Annotated in this window: 1 protein-coding gene; it reads left to right on the top strand. The window is 38.4% G+C overall.

Annotated features, from left to right (window positions below):
* Nucleotides 1-2,082, top strand: a 2,082-nt coding sequence (locus G6W43_RS10465) for an Ig-like domain-containing protein (protein ID WP_196783754.1), incomplete at both ends; no start/stop codon positions are given.

Below are 2,082 nucleotides of genomic sequence, written 5' to 3'. Positions count from 1 at the left end.
GCAAAATTTCTGATGATGAAAACAAAGCTGGTGACAAAGATGCTGGTAAAACAACAGTAGAAGTTACTATACCAAAAGATGGTTCAGTAAAACCAGGTGATAAAGTAGTTGTTACTGATGACAATGGCAAAAAGACTGAAAAACCAATCAACCAAGATGATATCGATAAAGGTAAGATTGATATCCCAGTTGATCTAAACCCAGGTAAAGACAACAATGTAACAGCAGAGATCATCAATCCAAATAACCCTAACAACCCAGGCAAGGATAGCAAGGTTATAGGTGAGGCTTCAAGCACTGTTAAAGCAGTAATTGATGAGATCATTGATGATGTAACTGGTGGCGTAGTAAATGGTAATGTCAAAAATGGTCTAACAAATGATAGCCTACCAACATTCAAAGGTAGTGCAGCACCAGGCGCAACAGTAGAAATTTATGAGAGCTTCTACACAACTACAGAAAAAACTCTAGTTGGTAAAGTAACAGCTGACGCTAATGGCAAATGGAGCTTTACTCCAACTGAAGCTATGGGTGATGGAGAGCACTATTTCGAAGCAGTTGCTACAGATAAAGTAGGCAATAAATCAACATCTGATAGAGTTTCACTTGATGTTGATACATTTGCAGATGCTCCTGTAATAGACGCTGTAAATGACAATGTAGATAGCCAAACTGGCAACGTTTTAGACGCTAAAACAAAAGTTGCTCTAACAAACGACAGCACACCAACTCTTGAAGGATATGCTGAGCCTAACTCAGTTATCACTATCTATGAGATTAGTGAGCTAAATGGCGAGAAAACATCTATAGGAACAGTCACAGCTGATAAACATGGTGGTTGGAAATTTGAACTACCTGAACTAGGAGATGGTGAGTATAAATATACTACAAGAGCACAAGATAAAGCAGGAAATATCTCAGACTTCTCAGAGGTTGTAGTAGTTAATGCTGATCTAATAGCTCCATCAGAACCAACAATCACATTTGTTGAAGATGTAAATCCAAAAGATGGCAAGCTAAATAAAGCTGAAAATAGCAAAGATGGCGATAGCACTAGCACAAAAGCTCAAATTTCTGTCCCAGGTGATGCTGAAGAAAATGATGTGATCCACTACACTGTAAATGGTGAGGAAAAAACACATACTATTACTTACAATGACAGAGTAACTGGATATGTAGAGATCAAAGTACCAGTAGTTGATGGCAAAGCTTCAAGCGTAACAGCTAAGATCGTTGATCAAGCTGGTAATGCTAGTAAAGAAGTATCTAGCAGCATAGACTCAGACTTTACAGCTCCAAATGTCAAGATCACAGGCATCATTGATAATGTAGAGGGTGGCGTTTATAAAGGCAATGTTGCAGGTACTAACACAAACGACAACAAGCCAACCATAAAGGGTACAGCTGATGCAAATCAAGAAGTAGTTCTTTATGATAATAATAAAGAGTTTGGTAGAGCTACAGCTGACAAAGATGGCAACTGGGAATTTAAACCAAGCGACTATAAAGAGCCACTAGCAGATCTTGTTGGCCGTGTTCATGTTATAAAAGCAGTAGTGACAGATGCAGCTGGCAACACTAGCGAAGCAACTTCTGCACTAGAAGTTGATACAACTATCGGCGCTCCAAAAGTATCTATAAAAGAAGATGCAGATAACAATGGAGTTCTAAGCGTAGAAGAAGCTAAGAATTTAAAAGATAGTAAGATCCACTGGGAAGTAGAGATACCAAAAGATGGCACTGTAAGCGTAGGTGATGTTCTTCAAGTGCTTGGAAAAGATGGTAAATGGAAGATCGAAAAAGTCCTATCAAATGACGATCTAGGTAAAAGCTTTGAATACGAAGCAACTTTATCAGGAAAACACTTCGAAAGCCCAAGCTATAGAATAGTCGATCTAGTTGGTAACCAAAGCACAGCTATACATGCTAACGTACAACTTGACAGCGAATTTAGCAGAAAACCAAGCAACCCAGAAATTAAATTCCCAGAAGATACAAACAAAGATGGCAAAATTTCTGATGATGAAAACAAAGCTGGTGACAAAGATGCTGGTAAAACAACAGTAGAAGTTACTATACCAA

Origin of the sequence: Campylobacter concisus, from assembly GCF_015229965.1 — a bacterium.
GTDB lineage: Bacteria > Campylobacterota > Campylobacteria > Campylobacterales > Campylobacteraceae > Campylobacter_A > Campylobacter_A concisus_BD.
This window is presented reverse-complemented; position numbering and strand designations above follow the sequence as displayed.